Source organism: Lagierella sp. ICN-221743, assembly GCF_037890055.1.
Taxonomy (GTDB): Bacteria; Bacillota; Clostridia; order Tissierellales; family Peptoniphilaceae; genus Mediannikoviicoccus.
Window position 1 is genome coordinate 154,004 of sequence record NZ_JBBKBD010000002.1, and the last position, 17,613, is coordinate 171,616.

The window sequence follows — 17,613 nt, forward strand, 5'->3', positions numbered from 1 at the left end:
TCTTTAATCGCTAAATTTACAATATTACTTCGATATCATAGCCAATATCAATGCTGAAAGTAAAAATATGATTGATGCTACTATAACTATTCTATCAATGTAGTAATTCTTTGAAGTTTTTCTACCATATCCTGCAGTATTAGAGCTTTCTGTAAGTGATGCTAATCCATCTGACTTAGACTCTTGTAATAAAACTGCAACTATAATAACTATACTTGCTAATCCAAGTAGAACTTGTAAAAAAGTATTCATTTGCCACCTCCCGTGCATAAGTTCATTTACGATAATATCATAATTATACATTCCTATCAAGTAAAAAATAAGGAAAGATGTCTATTCCATCGTCAATAGACATCTTAATTATCAAACCTTACTTTAAAAGTTCAAGTGATTTTTCTACTATATTATCAACTGTAAATCCAAACTTTTTAAAAAGCTGTTCAGCAGGTGCTGATGCACCAAAGCCTTCCATTCCTATTGTGATTCCATCTAGGCCAACAACCTTGTCCCAACCAAATGTGGAAAGGGCTTCAACAGAAACTCTCTTTCTTATTTCATTTGGCAGTACATTGTCCCTATATGACTTTTCTTGTCTCAAGAATAGGTCTAGGCTCGGCATTGAAATTACCCTTACGCCATGGCCTAATTTGTTTAGTCTTTCAGCTGCTTCACAGATTAGTCCAACTTCCGAACCTGAAGCCATTAGAATAATATCTATTCTGTCTCCTAAGTCCTTTAGTACATATCCTCCATGCATTGCATCTTTAGATGTTTCTTCAAGATTTTTTAATTTTTGTCTTGATAGAGCAAATACTGTAGGGCCTGTTTTATTTGTAAGTGCATATTCATATGCTGCCGCTGTTTCCATTCCATCAGCTGGTCTAAATACGGTTGTGTTTGGTGTTGCTCTAAGCATTGCTATCTGTTCAATAGGTTGATGTGTTGGTCCATCTTCTCCAACTCCAATGCTATCGTGGGTCAAGATGTATAGAACTTGTTGATTCATTAGGGCAGAAAGTCTTATGGATGGCTTGAAGTAATCGCTAAATACTAGGAATGTGGCAGCGTACGGAAGTAGTCCTCCATGTAAGCTGATTCCATTTGCAATTGCAGCCATGCCCATCTCTCTAACACCAAAGTTTATATTGGATGCTCCTCTATTTTTTGGACTGAAAAATTCAGAATTTTTCATAACAGATTTGTTTGATGGTGATAAGTCTGCTGATCCACCAAATAGATAAGGAACTTTTTCGGCAATTCTATTTAAAACTGTTCCTGAATACCCTCTTGATGCGTCATCTTTTTCAAATTTGTAGAAGTCATCATCAAAAAGATTTGAAGGGATTTCCTTTTCAAAGGAACTCTTTAGTTGAGCCGCTTCTTCAGGATATTCTTTTTCATATTTTTCAAAAAGAGCATTCCATTTATCTTCAACTTTTTGTCTATTTTCATTATCCCTGTTTATGCTTTCTGAAACTTCACTTGGAACATAAAACTCTTCTTCGTAATTCCAGTTTAGTTTTTCTTTTAAAGCCTTTACTCCATCTTCTCCTAGGGCTTCGCCATGTGCTTTTGCCATGCCTTCCCTTGGACTGTCTGCACCAATTTTAGTTTTGATTTCAATTAGTGAAGGCTTTAAAGATTTCTTTGCTTTGTTAATAGCCTTAAGAATTTCTTCACAGTCTGTTCCATCTTCTACTAAGAAAGTTTCCCAGCCTAGTGCTTTGTATCTGTCTATAACGGATTCTTTAAAAGCTATTTCAGTATCACCTTCAATTGTGATGTTATTTGAATCATAAAGTACAATTAGTTTTGAAAGTTCATTTGTACCTGCAAATGAAGAAGCTTCGTTTGAAATTCCTTCCATTAGACAACCATCTCCCACTAGTGCATAGGTGTAGTGGTCAATAATATCTAGTCCTTCTCTGTTGTACTTTGCAGCTAAATGGGCTTCTGCCATAGCCATTCCTACAGCCATGGAAATACCTTGTCCAAGTGGCCCTGTTGTAGCTTCAACTCCAACAGTATGACCATGCTCTGGATGGCCTGGTGTCTTTGAGTCCAATTGTCTAAAATCTTTTATGTCCTCAATCGTTACACCATATCCAAATAGATGTAATAGAGAATATAGTAACATTGAACCATGTCCAGCAGATAAAATAAATCTGTCTCTATTTATCCAATTTGGATTTTTTGGATTGTGCTTTAAAACATCATTCCAAAGAGTAAACGCCATTGGCGCCGCTCCTAAAGGTAATCCAGGGTGTCCTGAGTTTGCCTTTTGAATGGCCTCAGCCGATAAAACTTTAATAGTGTTAATTGCCAACCGTCTATTATCCATATTAAACTCCTTTGCTTATTCCTATCTATTATTATAACCATAGCTAAAGCTATCTACAAGTTTATAAACAGATATTACTTTATTAAAGCTAACTCCAATACTTCGTCAATAGTTTCAACAAATTTAATTTCAATATTCTTCTTAACATTTTCCGGTATTTCATCAAGGTCCTTTTTATTTCCCAGCGGTAATAAAACCCTCTTCATAGAGTATCTATTTGCTGCAAGTACCTTTTCTTTGACTCCACCAATTGGTAAAACTCTTCCCCTAAGGGTAATTTCACCTGTCATGGCAAGTTCATGGTCAACCTTCTTTCCGCTTAGGGCTGAAACTAAAGCTGTTGTTATGGAAATACCTGCTGAAGGTCCGTCCTTTGGCACTGCCCCCTCTGGGAAGTGTAGGTGAATGTCCTTGTCTTTATAAAATTCACCTTCAATGCCAAGGGCTTCTTGATTGCTTCTAATATATGAAACCGCAGCCTGTGCCGACTCCTTCATAACATCCCCTAACATTCCAGTTAGCTTTAATTTGCCACTTCCCTTCATGACATTTGCTTCGATTGTAAGGATTTCTCCACCAACGGAAGTCCATGCCAATCCATTTACAACGCCTACCATGTCTTGTTTTGGAATGTCGTCATCAATAATCTTTTCGTGCCCGATATACTTTTCAAGGTTTCTGCCATCTATTTTTATTGACTCTTTTTCGTTTTCAACTATTTCAACAACGGCTCTTCTAACGGCCTTTGATATTAATCTCTCTAGATTTCTAACTCCTGACTCTCTAGTGTAGTTTAGTATAATCTTTCTTATGCTAGCATCTGAAATACTAAATTGTTCTTCTTTTAAACCATGTTCTTTTATTTGCTTAGGCACTAAATACTTCTTAGCTATATTGAACTTTTCAAACTCAGTATAACCTGCAATTCTTATAACTTCCATTCTATCCAGAAGGGCTGCTGGAATTGTGTTAAGTGAATTTGCAGTTGTAATAAAAATAACCTTGGACAAGTCAAATGGAATCTCAATATAGTTGTCTATGAAGCTGTCATTTTGTGCAGGATCCAAAACTTCCAGTAATGCCGAAGCTGGGTCTCCTCTGAAATCTGAAGAAAGCTTGTCTATTTCGTCAAGCAAGAACACAGGATTTTTAGTATCTGCTTTTTCAAGTAGCTTAATAATCTTTCCTGGCATTGCTCCGATATAGGTTTTTCTATGGCCTCTTATCTCCGCTTCATCTCTAACTCCACCAAGCCTCATGCTTACAAATTCTCTGTTGGTTGCATTTGCAATTGATTTTACTATGGATGTCTTACCAACTCCTGGAGGGCCTACAAAGCAAAGTATTGGTCCCTTTAGTCCTTCCGTAAGTTTTCTTACGGCGATATATTCTAAAATTCTTTCCTTTACATCATTAAGTCCGTAGTGGTCTTCGTCTAATATTGTTCTGGCCTTTTTTATATCGTAACTTTCCTTGGAAGCTTTTTTCCATGGAAGTGACAATACTTCATCTAGGTATGACTGAATGACATTTATCTCGGGACTTCCCATGGACATTGTCTTTAGTCTATTGGCTTCTTTAAGAAGATGTTTTTGTGAGTCCTTATCCAACTTAAGTCTTTTTATCTTCTTGATGTAGTTATCAACAAGGGACTCGTCTTCCTCTTCTCCAAGTTCTTCTCTAATTGCAGTAAGCTGTTCTTTTAAAAAGTATTCTCTTTGCGACTTGTTTATCTGAACATTTACTTTTTTGTTAATCTCTTCTTCAATTCTTAGGTACTCTATCTCTTTTAAGAAGATTTCATGTAGGGATTTTAGTCTTTTTACTATGTCCACTTCTTTTAATAGTGTGTAATAGTCTTCAGTCTTTAAATCCAAATAGGAACTAATTGTATCTGTTAAAAGAATTGGATCATTTATCTCCATTAAAGGAAGAACCATCTCTTGTGTTATTAGTGGATTGTTACTAACATATTCATTTACATCTTTTAAAAGAAGTCTTCTTAAAACTTCCATCTCCTCTGTAGGATTTTTTATTTCTTCTTCCTCTATTATTTCAACCCTTGCTACAATGTAATTATCCCTATTTGCTAACTCAAGGACCTTGCATCTAGATTCTCCTTCAACTAGAACTCTAGTGTTGCCACCGGGAAGCTTTAAGGTCTGTTTTATTTGAGAAACCACTCCATAGTCATAAAGGTCTTCAAACTTTGGATTTTCCTCAATAGCTTCAATTTGTGGTACAAGCAAAATCCTTTCGTCATTTAATAAGGATGTATTTAAAGCATTTATTGATTTTTCCCTTCCCACATCAAAATGCATTATTGTGTGAGGATAAACGGAAACTCCTCTTAAAGGTATTACCGGAATTATCTTTTCAAGGGAATTGTTTTTCTCTTTATCCATATCTTACCTCTCATAAAAACAGGCTCACTAAAGTGAGCCTTTTATTCATTATATACTAAAGTTGGTTTTTCATCATCAACTACAGTTTTTTCTTCAATTATTACCTTTTTAATGTTTTTCATTGAAGGTATTTCAAACATCAAATCAAGTAATAGTTCTTCTATTATAGATCTCAGTCCCCTAGCTCCGGTTTTCCTGTCATAGGCCTTTTGAGCTATTGCTCTTAAACTTTCGTCTGTAAACTCTAACTCAACTCCATCCATTTCAAATAACTTTTGATATTGCTTAACTATTGCATTCTTTGGTTCACATAGTATCTTAACCAGTGAATCAACGTCAAGTTCATCTAAAGTTACTATTAGAGGAATTCTACCTATAAGTTCGGGAATAAGACCGTATTTTAGTAAATCTTCCTGTTTTACTTCCTTAAGAAGTTCATTTATCTTTTTGCCATGCCTTCCAAGGGTGTCGGCCCCAAATCCAATGGACTTAGTTTCCTTTCTCTTTTCAACAATTTTTTCAACACCGTCAAATGCACCACCAAAAATAAATAGGATATTTGAAGTGTCCACTTCGATATATTCTTGGTTAGGGTGTTTTCTTCCACCTTGTGGTGGAACATTGGCAATTGTTCCTTCAATAATCTTTAGAAGGGCCTGTTGAACTCCTTCGCCACTAACGTCTCTAGTGATTGAAGGGTTTGCAGATTTTTTTGAAATCTTGTCGATTTCATCCACATATATAATACCTCTTTCAGCCCTCTCAATATCGTAATCAGCTGCTTGTACGAGTTTTAGTATTATATTTTCAACATCTTCCCCCACATATCCAGCTTCTGTTAGTGAAGTTGCATCTGCTATGGCAAATGGCACTTCCAAAGTTTTTGCCAGTGTCTGAGCTAAGAGAGTCTTTCCTGAACCCGTAGGTCCAATTAATAATATATTGGACTTTTGTAGTTCTACATCGGAGTCGTCTAAATTACTGTTAAGCCTTTTATAGTGATTGTATACTGCAACTGCCAAGGCCCTCTTGCCCTGATCCTGTTGTATAACATAGTCATCTAAAACGGACTTTATCTCAGCCGGCTTGTAAAACTTACTCTCTTTTAACTCTTTTTTCTGTGCAGTTCTAAACTCTTCATCTATTATGTCATTACATAGTTTAATACATTCATCGCAGATGAAGACATTTGGTCCTGCAATTAATCTATTGACTTCATCGGAGGTTTTTCCACAGAAAGAGCAACTAATTCTATTTTCCTCTTTTTTTGTCATATGACCCCCTTAATTTGACTTTTCTATTACCTTGTCAATTAATCCATATTCCTTTGCTTCTTGTGCTTCTAAGAATTTATCTCTATCGGTATCCCTCTCAATAACTTCAAGTGGTTGTCCCGTTCTTTCAGATAAAATTTGATTCAACTTCTGTCTAATCTTAATAATCTTTTCAGCATGTATTCTAATATCTTCCGCTTGTCCTTGGGCTCCTCCAAGAGGTTGGTGAATCATTATATCTGAGTTTGGAAGTGCAAATCTCTTTCCCTTTTCTCCTGCTGCAAGTAAAAAAGCTCCCATACTTGCTGCCATACCAATGCAAATTGTATTTACATCACATTTTACATATTGCATAGTGTCGTATATTGCAAATCCCGCACTAACTGATCCTCCTGGTGAGTTTATATACATCTGAATGTCCTTGTTCGGATCTTCAGATTCCAAGAATAACAATTGGGCAACGATTAAATCTGCCATTTGGTTATTTATTTCACCACTTACAAAGATTATTCTATCCTTTAAAAGTCTGGAATATATATCGTAAGATCTTTCACCCCTATTAGTTTGTTCAACTACCATAGGTACTAAAGTCATAAAATACCTCCTAACTATTTAAGCTTCTTTAAATTTTACCATCTCAACTAGTTTTTCTAAGGCTTTTCTTCTCTTAACGGCATCTGTTATAAAGTCTAAATCTCCTGACTCTTTTAAAGTTTCTTTAAATGAATCTACATCTTTTAATTCGTATTGTTCTGCAAGTTCAGCAATTTCTTTGTCTATTTCTTCTTCTGTTGCATCAATATTTTCTTTTACAATAAATTCATCTAAAGCAAGTTCTCCTTTAAGCTTCTTTTCAGAAGCAGGTCTAAGATCTCCTTTTGTCTTTTCTTCGTCAGAGTTTGCAATTGCAAAGTATTGGTCTAGAGTAATTCCCATGCCTTGAACTCTGTAAAGGAAGTTTTGGTACTCTCTTTGTACTTCCATGTCTATCATAGACTCTGGAATGTCAACGGTCATAACGTCAATAAGAGCTTCTACTGCCTTATTTTCCTTTTCAACCTCAGCTTGTTTTTTTAGTTCTTGTTCAAGATCTATCTTTACATTGTTTTTGTATTCTTCTAATGTGTCAAATTCTGAAATGTCTTTTACAAATTCATCATCTAACTCAGGTAATTCTTTTTCTTGAATAGAGTTTAGTTTAACTTCAAATATAACATTCTTTCCCGCAAGGCTTTCTTCATGATAGTCTTCTGGGAATACTACATCAACATTAAACTCTTGCCCAATTTCTTTTCCAATTATTTGTTCTTCAAAGCCTGGAATGAATGCACCTGAACCTATAACTAAGTCGTATCCCTTAGCGTCTCCACCTGGGAACTCTTCACCGTCAAGCTTACCAACAAAGTCAATATTTACAATGTCTCCGTCTTTAACTGCTCTGTCTTCAACAGAGATTATTCTTGAGTTTTGGTCAAGCTCTCTATTTATTTCTCTCATAATGTCTTCATCAGTAACTTCATATTTGTTTACTTCTGCTTCTAGTTTTGAATAGTCACCAAGTTCAACTTCTGGTCTTACATCTACTTCAAATTTAAACTTAACAGGGCCACCCTTTTCGATTTCATCCACATCTACTTCTGGTTGTGCCACTGGGTCTAAATCAAGTTCTTCAATAGCTTCTTCATATGCATCTGGCAGTAAAATATTTACTGCGTCTTCATAGAAGATTTCAACTCCATAGTTCATTTCGATAATTTTTCTTGGAACATGTCCCTTTCTAAAGCCAGGAATTGAAAATCTACTTTTATTTTTTAAATAAGCTTTTTGTATTGCTTCTTCTAGCTTTTCTCCCGGAAGTTCTACAGTGAAAACCGCTCTGTTTTTTTCTTTACTTACTAATACTGCGCTCATTATATTCCTCCATTATAATTAAAATATCAACATTGTTTTAGTATATCATATTTTCTTAAAATTTGCATAAAAAAGGCTACCTCAGGTAGCCCATTTCACTAATTATTTTAAATTAAGCCATAATATTTTGCAATAGTTCTTGCCATGTTTTTAGCAAGTTGTTCTGCCCTTGCTTCATATTTCAAAACATCACTTTCGTAGTCGTGGTAGCAATGTTCGATTAACATACCGGCAGTTGCTCCATTTGCCCTTAGCACTCCATAATAATTTGCTTTAGGATTAACTCCAGAGTCATTATCTCCATAATATCTATGCTTAACTCCTCTATTTGGAATATCTAGTGTTTCAGAAATAGTTCTACTTAAAGCTGCTGTAAGCGCAGGAGCTCCATCATTAACATCTTCATATATTTCTACACCACTTGTCTGACCTTTAAAGGCGTTGGTATGAAGAGATATAAATAGGTCATATCCCCTTGCCATTTGTCCCCTTGCTTGAAGACTTGGATCCTTATAGATATTGTCCCTTGTAGTACCTACTTCAATTCCATATGCTCTTAATTCTTTTGCTAGAAGAAGTGAATAGTAATAGTTTCCATCTCCTTCGTTCTTCCACTTAGGTCCAACATAACCTCTGTTATGTCTTGATCCTGCTCCATGACCTGGGTCTAATAAAATTCTAACCTTTCCACTTCTAGGCTTTGTAGGTCTAGGTTTAGTTGCCACATTTTGTGTTTGAGAAATGTTGTGAATTTGATTTAAATATTTTAATACTTCTCCTCTAAAGCCTTCAGAAAGCCAAGATGTTCCACCATATAGGTATACACTCTTTGCACCGGTGCTCTTAATATAATCCTTTATTCCTGAAGATAATGTGTTATTGCTAACAAGTAGGATTGCTTGATTATTCAATCCACTTACAGGTCCTGAAGTCAAACTGTCTACAAATTCTGCTCCAGTAGCAAGTCCCACTGTTGAACTATTGTTAAAGTAATTCTTTGCAATTGCAAGTGAAGTGTCATATCTTGATCTTCCATAAACTCTACTCACAGATTTTCCCATGGATTTAACTGAGTTTAAAACTCCATTACTTATAGTTTGGTCTCCACCAACAATTATGACATTAGAGATCTTTCCATTTTTTATAAAGCCCTTTGCAACTCCTGAAATTGCATTTTTTCCTGTGTAGATTATTGGATATCCATTTTTTGCTGCTAGTGCTGAAGCTGATAATGAGTCTGGTAAACCCTTTTCACTTGACAGTATAACTGTATTTGCTGATTTAAATTCCATTGCTTTATTTGCAACTTTAACAGACATATCAGCATCTGATGATCCATTGATAACTTCAACATTTTTACCCATTGATTTCAATGAATTTGTAACAGCTGAAGAAATTTTTGAATTTCCTCCGATTACTATGATATTGCTTGAATTAAGTCTTTGTATTTCTGCCTTTGTTGAAGCATTTAAGGAATTTCTATCAGTAATTAATATAGGCGCATTTAAATTTCCTGCAAGACTTGAAGCAACTAATATATCATTAGGAGCTTGTCCATTTGCAAGAACTACATATTTTGAACTAGAAAACTGGTTCTTAGATATTGCAACAGCAGTTTCATATCTACTTATGCCTGATAGTCTATCCGCTGAAACAGTAGCTGATAGAGATGATTCTCCGCTTAGTGTACTTACTGATTCAATGTTTTCTAGATCTTCTATGTTGCTATAATCTGATAATAAATTTATAGTAACATCTTTTATAAAAGAACCTGCTTGAACTTTAACATTGTATCTTCCTGCAGGTAGGTTTGTATTTTCTGGAACTGTTATTGATGAAGACATTCCATTATTAAATACATTTATTGTTGCATTTGCCTGTCCAGAAAAACTTAGTTTAACATCAGTATAATTACCTGTGCTATCATATCCAATTAATTTTGAAATTAAATCTTCTAGCTTTTCGCCAATTATTGAAGAATTATTTTCCAAATTTTCTGTTGAAACATATCCTCCAGAAAATCCTGTCATTTCATTTAAGTTTTCATAGATATTAACAGAAAAATCTTCTGCATTTATGTTACTAGGAATATTTTCATTAACAAGCTTCCAATGTCCAGAAGTATCAAAGTTAAGTTCTAGATAATAAAGACCTAAATCTTCATCGAAACTTGAATTAAATTCCCTAATGGTACCATCTTCGTTTTTAAAAGTTACCTTTGTGTTCCCATTGATGCTTCCAAGTCTACTGTCTTTAATATATAGAGGTATGTTTTTAACCCCTTCTATACTGCTTATATTTACTGCTTCACTAGCTAGTGACTTAGAAACTAATGCATTACCGAAAAACAAAGTAGTAAGCATTATAGTTAAAGCCATCAATAAAGAAATTTTTCTAACAATTTTTTTGCTCATTCTTTTTCTCTCTCCTTTTTTCCTCCCAAATCTAATAGAATTATATCTTAAAGATGAAAACTATTCCAATTTATAGGCCGATTTTACCAAATTTTTTTATATTTTGTAACTTTTTTGTAACATTTAACCTTATGTTCGCTATGTTTTGATTTTATTTCTTTATTTTATCTTTAATAAATTGATAATTAATTTTATTTTCCCGCAGGGTGATTAAACACTTTCCTAGGTGAAAATAGGCAATAAAAAAACGCCTGATAAATCAGACGTCTTTATGGTCGGGGTGAGAGGATTTGAACCCCCGGCCCCATGGTCCCAAACCACGTGCGCTACCGGACTGCGCTACACCCCGAAATGTCGTTTCTTTTTCAACGACTATTATAGTATAGCACCAACAAATTTTTTTTGCAAGCTTTTTTTGAAATATTTTTAAAAAATTTTAAATTAGCTTAAAAAGCAAGTAATATTATTTTGGCACTGCCCTTATTATACTACATTTTAAAAAATTGCCAAGCCTCTAAAGATTATATATAATAATCTTGTTAAGAAAGTTGGTGTTAAAAATAAAAAAATTAGGTATTATTGGTGGCATGGGTCCCCTTGCCACTGTTAGATTTTATGAAAGAATTGTTGAAAATACTGATGCCCATAAAGATCAAGATCATATAGACATGGTAATATTAAATCACGCTTCTCTTCCTGATAGGACTAAAGTAATTGAAGAAAAGAATTATGATGTTTTTCTTGATGCAATAAATAAAGATTTTGAAATAATGAATCATCTAAAGGTGGATAATATTGCTATCCCTTGCAACACTAGCCATTTTTTTATTGATGATTTTAAAAAGATGACAGATATAAATATTATTAACATGGTTGAAGAGACTGTTCTCTATATTGCAAATGAAACTAATTTTAATAAAATTGCTGTTCTTGGAACCTATGGAACTTTGAATTCAAAAGTGTATGAAAGATATATAAGTAAATATGAACTTGAGTCATATTTGCTATCTGAAATGGAAAAAGAACTTTCAATGCAAACTATTTATAGGGTTAAGGAAGATGCAATGATTCAGTCCGATGAGTTTGAAAAACTAATCAGGGATTTAAACGAAAAGGACATCATGCCCATACTTGCCTGCACAGAGTTAAGTTGTTTAAAGTTTTTAGATTCAAGTCTTCATTATATTGATGCAATGGATGTTTTAACTAAGAAGTGCATTGAGAAGTCTATGGAATAAGAGGTTGTTATGAAAAAGAAAAAATTAATTTATAATACTTTGTTTTCTGTAGTTGGAGTTTTTATACTAAGTTTTGGAGTGGCCATTTTAAATATTGGTAATGTTGGCGTAGATCCATTTACGGCTTTTAATATCGGAGTTGGAGGCGCCTTTCATATAACACTTGGAAATTTTCAACTACTTATGAATATAATCATGCTTGTTGTATTACTTTTGTTTGGAAGAAAGTTTCTTGGGCTTGGTACTGTTATAAGTATGGTGATGATTGGTTATAGTGTTGAATTCTTTACAGGCTTACTTAATGGCCTTACGGTGTACCAATCAAATTTGTTTTTCAAAGCTATTACTTTGATTTTAGGCTGTTCCATCTTTGCACTTGGAATAAGCGTTTATATTATTTCCGGACTAGGTGTTGCTCCCTATGATGGACTGACTTTATTAATCGAAGAAAAGACCGGTCTTAAGTATAGAGTGCTTAGGGTTATACAAGACACCACCTTTACTCTTGTGGCTTTTTTATTTAGCGGCCCAATTGGTGTAGGTACAATTATATCTGCGTTTTTTACAGGACCGTTAATCGACTTTTGGTATGAAATAATATTAAAATATAAAAAGTTTTAACCTCTAACCATTCTTCTTTTTAGAAGAATCATTAGAGGTTATTTTATATCTCTTCTATGAATTTTAATGTTAGCTCTGCAGCTCTTTTCCCTGCAATAAATTCAAATTCATCATAGTCGTTATCTCCAGAGCTATCCGCTAAGTCGGAGATGGATCTAATAACTAAAAACTTAGTGTCATTTAAGTAGCAAACATGTGCTATGCTCGCTCCTTCCATCTCAACGCATAGAGCATCAAAATTATTTTTTAATTCGTTTTTTGATTTGTCATCAACTACAAACTTATCCCCCGTGATTATAAGACCTTCATAGTATGAATCCCCTTTTAAAAGTTCTTCAAATTTTAAAAGAATATCTTTATCAACTTTAAAAGAACTTACAAATGGAGAATATTTTTTTAAAAGTCTTAGCTCATAGTCATGGTAGGTAAGTTCATTTGCCACAACTAAATCAAGATGTTTAAGTCTTTTGTCTAATGCTCCTGCAATTCCTGAATTTATAACTATGCTTGGACTATATTTATCTATTATACCCTGAGTTAGCATTGCTGCATTTACTTTTCCAACTCCACAGTCAGTAAAGTAAATATTCTTACCAAGATAAATACCTTCGTATATTTTTCTCTTACATATTTTTGAAGTACTTTTTATTTCAACTCTATCTAAAAAGAATTTTAATTCAGACTCCATTGCGCAAATAATCCCAATATTTTTATTTTCTAAAAGCATACAATAACTCCACCAAGGTTTGCATAGACGGAAGTTAAAAGACCTGTATCTACAATGTTAATGCTCTTGTTTTTAAAATTGTGATCAATATGGTTTTTTATTTTTTTGGTCATATCTAAGGATTTACAATGTGAAATAACAAAATTTCTCTCATTTAAATTAGATTCGTTGGATATTGCACTGTAAAGTTCCTTTAATGCATTTAAATATCCCCTTGTCTTTGCATATACTTCTATTTCACCATCCACACCATGCATAACAGGTTTGAAGGATAAAAACTTTGCTATTTTTCCTGTAAGCATTGACATCCTTCCATTTTTGATTAAGTTATCAAAGTTGTCTAGGATAAAATAAGTTTTTAACTCTGAAATAAATTTTTCTGTATCTTTAACTATATCTTCAAAAGTTTTTTCTTCTTCTATCAGTTCTTGAATCTTCAATGCAACTGCTGTTTCACCAGACCCCGCTGACTTAGAATCAAAAACATGAACTTTTGCATTTGAACTCTCTCCAAACATATTCTTAGCAAGAACTGCATTATTATATGTTCCACTTAGTTTCTTTGATATTGTTATAATGAAAATTTCTTCATAGTCCTTGAACTTCTCCATGAATTGGTTTGGAGATGGTGCTGCTGAACCTATTGGTTTAGAAGTCTTTTCCATTTGTTTTAGAAACTTTTCTCTATCCACATCAGGGGAATCTAAAATACTTTCTCCGTCTATGTCTATGTGAAATGGAACTAATTCTATATTAAGTCTCTTTTTTATTTTATCGTTAAGATCACATGCAGAATCCGCAAGTATTAATCTCTTTGTCATAAAACCTCCTAGAAGAATTTAGATTCAATTAGTAAAGCAATCTTATTGGCTTCTCTTTCTAAAATTTCTAAATCCTTTCCCTCTATCATAACTCTAACTAAAGGTTCTGTTCCTGACGGTCTTATAAGAACTCTGCCCTGTCCTTCAAAAATCGCCTCTACTCTTTTTATCTCTTCTTGAATTTCCTCGTCTGTTTCGTAAGACTTTTTAAATTCATTCTTTACTTTTGCATTAACTAGTACTTGAGGGTATGTGGTCATTAAATCATTTAACTCAAATACTTTTTTAGATGATTCTACTACAACTTGCATCAATAAGAGTGATGATAATATTCCGTCTCCAGTTGTTGCATGCTCTTTAAAGATAATATGTCCTGATTGCTCACCACCAATGCAGTAGCCTTCTTTTAACATTTTTTCTAGCACATATCTATCCCCTACAGAAGCCTTTATTAAATTTATATCTTGTTTATCACAGAACTCTCCCAGACCAATATTGGTCATTACAGTTCCTACAACGCCATTATTTTCGAGCTTTCCTTTTTCTTTAAGGTGCATTGATAAAATAGCTAAGAAGTGATCTCCATCTAATAGATTTCCCTTTTCATCAACAGTTATTAATCTGTCCCCATCACCATCATATGCAAATCCAATGTCGCAATTATTTTCTACAACTAACTTTTGCAATTTTTCAGGGTGAGTGGAACCACATTTATCATTGATGTTTATTCCGTTAGGATCTGTATTTATGGCTATTACTTCTGCACCAAGCTCTTTAAATATTTCAGGCGCTATTTTATATGTTGCACCATTTCCGCAGTCAAGTGCAACTTTATATCCATCAAGTTTTAATGAAGCACACTTTTCCAAGTAGTTTTTATAATTTATAGCAGACTCTTGGTCATAGATTACCCTTCCTAAATCTTTGGCGATAGGCCTTTCTTCTATTGATTTATAGTTGTCTATTAAATCTTCAATGTCATCTTCTACTTCGTCTGGCAATTTATATCCATCGCTACCAAAGTATTTAATTCCATTAAATTCAAAGGAGTTATGTGATGCAGAAATTACTATACCTGCTTCTGCATTATACTCTAAAACTAGATGGGCAACTGCCGGTGTCGGTATTACTCCCAATAGTTTTACATCAAATCCCATGGAAGTGTAACCTGCTACTAGTGCGGCTTCAAGCATGTCGCCTGAAATTCTAGTGTCCTTTCCAATTAATATTAACTTATTATTGTCTTCTTCCAATCTATATGCGGAAGCTCTAGCAAGCTTATACGCAAGTTCTGGAGTAAGTTCACTATTTGCAACTCCTCTTATTCCATCTGTTCCAAAATATCTACCCATATTTCCTCCATTATTCATTAACTATTTTAATTTTTATTGTTGATGGATACACCAATGTGCTATCTATTCCCTCTTCATCTAACTTAATAATTATAGGAACATCATGTTCTCCATCTTCCAAATCTTTTAAATCTATTTGCAATTTGAAATCTTTAAGCCTTATGGCTTCTACAACTTTTTCATCACCAAATACCCTAACGGATACTTCAGATAAATCAGAAGGAAGAATTAACGCTTTACCACTTGCTTTGTTTATAACTTCTATGTTTTCAGTGCTTACATTAAATAATTTACTAGGCTTTCCTTCTCCTACATTTGAAGAATAGGTTACGTCTATGAATTTATCTTCTGCTGAAAGTGGCGCTATGCCTTCTGGAAATTCTATCTTTATATTTTTAGTTGTATTGTTTATAAAATCTGAAAGGTCTAAAGTTTCTGTACTAATCTCTTTTATCTTATCTAGCTTTTCTCTTTGTCCGATTATGGTCATCTTACTCTTACTCAATTTTAAGTCTTCTGACTTAAAATCAAATGGTTGATTTTTGTAATTTACTTTAATTGGTACTTGTTTTGTAGATGACACAAAAATATTTACTGTTACATCTGTATTTTCTGCATCTAAATCTCTAATTTCAGTATCATTTGAGTCAAGAATCTGAATCTTTTTAGAAATAGATGTATCCTTAGTTATAACCGACAAGTCAACCGGAACAACAACTTTAGCGATTTTGTCTATAAGTTCCTTTTGGTCCGTTATCTTAACCTCTCCTGGCACCACTTCTATATCTGTAACAGTGGTGTTATCAGACGGCAATTCTCCAATGCGCTTTACTTCTACTTTTTTTACAAGAGTCATTATTTCATCTAGTTTCAAAGTCAGCTTATAATCTGATTTTTCTATAATAGAAGTCCCTTGTGGTACTGAGAAGTTTAAACTAACTTCTCCATCTTCGTTCATTTCGTTCATATCTGCATAAACTAGAATATCATTTCTACTCACTCTTGAAATAATATTTCTCTTTCCCTCTAACGTAACATTTACCACAGGGTCTATGGGATCTATAATCGCCATGTTCTTTTTCTTTAAAACACTTTCGTTTTTGTAAGTTACAGGAATAGCCTTGTATTCTTTTTTTATGTTAGGATTGGTTTCTGAAACAACATAGTACCAAAGTGCTATGGCGAAAATCAAAGAGATTAATTTGAATGGCCAGTTTTCTTTAATCTTCTCCATCTAAAACCCCTTTCTTTTCATTATCATAATTATAGAACTTCAATAGAATTTCTTTTAAAGTATCTTCATCCACATATCTTTTTAGTTCACCTTTTTCTGCAACGGAAATACTTCCAGTCTCTTCTGATACTATTACTGATAGAGAGTCTGACCTTTCAGACATTCCAAGGGCAGCCCTATGTCTTGTTCCAAGCTCCTTTGAAATTGCTTGGCTATCAGACATCGGTAAGAAGCATGAGGCTGCAATAATTTTATCTTTTCTTATGATTACAGCACCATCATGTAAAGGCGTATTTGGAATAAATATATTTATCAACAGTTCACTGGATATATCTGAATTTAACTTTGTTCCTGTTTCAATAACTTCATTCAATCCAGTCTTATTTTCAAACACAAGAAGCGCTCCTATTTTTTGTCTTGATAGAGAACTCATTGCGGAAACCACTTCAGATGTAACTTGATTAATAGTTTCATATTGTAAGTCTATAAACGACTTTCTAAAGATATTGCTTGTTCCTATATACTCAAGCATCCTTCTAAGTTCAGGTTGAAATACAACAATAAAGAGTATTAGACCTGCTGTCATGGCTCTTCCAAGTATCCATGTTACAGTATATAGATTAAGAAGCTTGCTTATAATTGCAAATGTGAAAATAGCTAAAACACCCTTCATTAACTGCTCTGCTCTAGTTTGCTTTATAAGAATAAATATCTTATAAATGGCTAAAGCTACAATTATAATGTCAATAACATCTCTTATTCTTATATATGATATGGCTTCTAATAATCTACTTGCCTCTTGCCCCATAATGCACCTTTACTTTCTAAGCTTTTAAAACTTTGTCAACTACACCATTTACAGTCTTTCCATCGGTTTGTGAACCATATTTTCCTAAAACGTGTTTAATTATTAATCCCTTGCTCTTAGGTGAAATCTCTAAGCCCTCTTGTTCAATAAACATTTTAACTTCCTTTTCTATATCATCTTCGGATACCTGTTCTGGCAAGTAGGACTCAACGATTTCAATTCTAGCGTTTGTTTCATCAATAATATCTTTTCTATCTTCTGGAGTTTGTGCCAAAGTATCCTTAAGTTGTTTAAGTTCCCTTTGAACGAATTTAATAGCCTCATCGTCAGTTAAAACCTTTTTAGATTCTTTTTCCTCCAATGCTATTGATGACATAAGTAATGTTATAACATTAACCTTTAATTTATCTTTATTCTTCAATGCTTGCATCTTATCTTTTCTTAATCCGTCTAAAAAACTCATAATA

General features: G+C 33.7%; 15 protein-coding genes and 1 tRNA gene. 2 read left to right on the forward strand and 14 right to left on the reverse strand.

The window, feature by feature from the left end:
- Positions 1–24: 24 nt before the first annotated feature.
- The 8 genes from secG to WKS98_RS01885 form a co-directional block, all read right to left on the reverse strand.
- Positions 25–252 carry a preprotein translocase subunit SecG gene (gene secG / locus WKS98_RS01850; protein WP_237036183.1) on the reverse strand — a complete coding sequence of 76 codons (228 nt, stop codon included), beginning with the start codon at positions 250–252 and terminating at the stop codon, positions 25–27.
- 118 nt (positions 253–370) lie between these two features.
- Positions 371–2,341, reverse strand: a complete 1,971-nt coding sequence (gene tkt, locus WKS98_RS01855; RefSeq protein WP_498916418.1) for a transketolase — start codon at positions 2,339–2,341, stop codon at positions 371–373.
- A 74-nt stretch (positions 2,342–2,415) separates the two neighbouring features.
- Complete coding sequence (gene lon / locus WKS98_RS01860) at positions 2,416–4,746, reverse strand: endopeptidase La (protein ID WP_498916420.1); 2,331 nt, start codon at positions 4,744–4,746, stop codon at positions 2,416–2,418.
- A gap of 41 nt (positions 4,747–4,787) precedes the next feature.
- Positions 4,788–6,020, reverse strand: a complete 1,233-nt coding sequence (clpX, locus tag WKS98_RS01865) for an ATP-dependent Clp protease ATP-binding subunit ClpX (protein WP_237036180.1) — start codon at positions 6,018–6,020, stop codon at positions 4,788–4,790.
- A gap of 9 nt (positions 6,021–6,029) precedes the next feature.
- Positions 6,030–6,614: an ATP-dependent Clp endopeptidase proteolytic subunit ClpP gene (clpP, locus tag WKS98_RS01870; RefSeq protein WP_498916422.1), complete on the reverse strand. Its 585-nt coding sequence runs from the start codon at positions 6,612–6,614 to the stop codon at positions 6,030–6,032.
- 18 nt (positions 6,615–6,632) lie between these two features.
- The gene (tig, locus tag WKS98_RS01875; RefSeq protein WP_498916423.1) at positions 6,633–7,931 is read right to left on the reverse strand and encodes a trigger factor; all 1,299 of its coding nucleotides are present in this window, start codon (positions 7,929–7,931) and stop codon (positions 6,633–6,635) included.
- A 107-nt stretch (positions 7,932–8,038) separates the two neighbouring features.
- Positions 8,039–10,345 carry an N-acetylmuramoyl-L-alanine amidase gene (locus WKS98_RS01880; protein ID WP_498916425.1) on the reverse strand — a complete coding sequence of 769 codons (2,307 nt, stop codon included), beginning with the start codon at positions 10,343–10,345 and terminating at the stop codon, positions 8,039–8,041.
- Between the two features lie 272 nt (positions 10,346–10,617).
- Positions 10,618–10,694: transfer RNA gene (locus WKS98_RS01885), tRNA-Pro, on the reverse strand.
- Positions 10,695–10,896: 202 nt separating this feature from the next.
- Here WKS98_RS01885 and WKS98_RS01890 point away from each other — a divergent pair.
- Together WKS98_RS01890 and WKS98_RS01895 are read left to right on the forward strand one after the other, a co-directional pair.
- Positions 10,897–11,583 carry an aspartate/glutamate racemase family protein gene (locus WKS98_RS01890; protein WP_498916426.1) on the forward strand — a complete coding sequence of 229 codons (687 nt, stop codon included), beginning with the start codon at positions 10,897–10,899 and terminating at the stop codon, positions 11,581–11,583.
- A gap of 9 nt (positions 11,584–11,592) precedes the next feature.
- Positions 11,593–12,204 carry a YczE/YyaS/YitT family protein gene (locus tag WKS98_RS01895; RefSeq protein ID WP_498916428.1) on the forward strand — a complete coding sequence of 204 codons (612 nt, stop codon included), beginning with the start codon at positions 11,593–11,595 and terminating at the stop codon, positions 12,202–12,204.
- A gap of 43 nt (positions 12,205–12,247) precedes the next feature.
- Here WKS98_RS01895 and WKS98_RS01900 read toward each other — a convergent pair whose 3' ends face one another.
- The 6 genes from WKS98_RS01900 to WKS98_RS01925 are packed head-to-tail and all read right to left on the reverse strand — an operon-like array spanning position 12,248 to position 17,609.
- Positions 12,248–12,931 (reverse strand): 5'-methylthioadenosine/adenosylhomocysteine nucleosidase, encoded by a 684-nt coding sequence (locus WKS98_RS01900; RefSeq protein ID WP_498916430.1) that lies wholly within the window; start codon positions 12,929–12,931, stop codon positions 12,248–12,250.
- Complete coding sequence (locus WKS98_RS01905) at positions 12,922–13,752, reverse strand: DegV family protein (protein ID WP_498916431.1); 831 nt, start codon at positions 13,750–13,752, stop codon at positions 12,922–12,924. The genes WKS98_RS01900 and WKS98_RS01905 overlap by 10 nt, the downstream gene beginning before the upstream one ends.
- Positions 13,753–13,760: 8 nt before the next feature.
- Entirely contained in the window at positions 13,761–15,104 is a 1,344-nt protein-coding gene (glmM, locus tag WKS98_RS01910) for a phosphoglucosamine mutase (RefSeq protein WP_498916432.1), read from the reverse strand.
- A gap of 10 nt (positions 15,105–15,114) precedes the next feature.
- Complete coding sequence (locus tag WKS98_RS01915; protein ID WP_498916434.1) at positions 15,115–16,338, reverse strand: CdaR family protein; 1,224 nt, start codon at positions 16,336–16,338, stop codon at positions 15,115–15,117.
- Positions 16,325–17,146, reverse strand: a complete 822-nt coding sequence (gene cdaA / locus WKS98_RS01920) for a diadenylate cyclase CdaA (protein WP_498916436.1) — start codon at positions 17,144–17,146, stop codon at positions 16,325–16,327. The genes WKS98_RS01915 and cdaA overlap by 14 nt, the downstream gene beginning before the upstream one ends.
- 16 nt (positions 17,147–17,162) lie before the next feature.
- A complete protein-coding gene (locus tag WKS98_RS01925) occupies positions 17,163–17,609 on the reverse strand; it encodes a GatB/YqeY domain-containing protein (RefSeq protein ID WP_498916437.1) in 447 nt (148 codons plus the stop codon).
- Between the last annotated feature and the right edge of the window lie 4 nt (positions 17,610–17,613).